The sequence below is a fragment of the Thiolapillus sp. genome (assembly GCF_048562965.1).
Lineage (GTDB): Bacteria > Pseudomonadota > Gammaproteobacteria > Chromatiales > Chromatiaceae > Thiolapillus > Thiolapillus brandeum_A.
The window spans coordinates 1-566 of sequence record NZ_JBHNMF010001545.1; the positions used below are offsets into that span (position 1 = coordinate 1).

Genomic DNA, 566 nt, shown 5'->3' on the forward strand with positions numbered 1-566 from the left:
AAAGAAGGCGTGCCAGTGCCAACTGGCCCTGCCCCTCGTCTGCCTCATTACAAACGAACGTCGCAAAGGCAAGCCACACTGAGCCCGATACCGAGCGATCCGGGCGAGAAAATACTTTTATTAGTTCGAGAAGGAGCTCCGCGACCGGAACGCCAGTAAGATCTGAGATTTCTTTGACGTCCGAACCCGCAAGATGGCCATGTTTGACCAGGTCATCCGCATGGGCGTTGATGAGGGGTATTGCCAAACTTTTGAAGACGTCTGCAAGCGATGCGGATGAAGCGGCCCAAGCCTGTTTCGCGTCATTCAGCTCAGCAAACTTCCAGTAATAAAACAGATCCTCTAGTTCCGAAACGTTTCGAATGTACTGTCCGCGCTTGCGATAATCCACCTTGCAGCGCAGATCCTCGAAGAATTCGCCTTTAAGGTCGTACATATTCCTGAGCGCATTGAACTCATCAATCGCCTTGACGAGCGAGGCTTCATCGGTGGGATCTGTCGCTGCGGCTATGCGCTTGAGGGCATCTTGACTGCTACGGTCACGTTCCTTTCTTTGTTCCCGCATT

The 566-nt window shown here is 52.5% G+C and carries 1 protein-coding gene; it reads right to left on the reverse strand.

Annotated features, from left to right (window positions below; translation table 11 throughout):
* Positions 1–566 (reverse strand): hypothetical protein (locus ACOCD2_RS25425; RefSeq protein ID WP_293682091.1); only part of this gene is annotated, 566 nt, incomplete at both ends.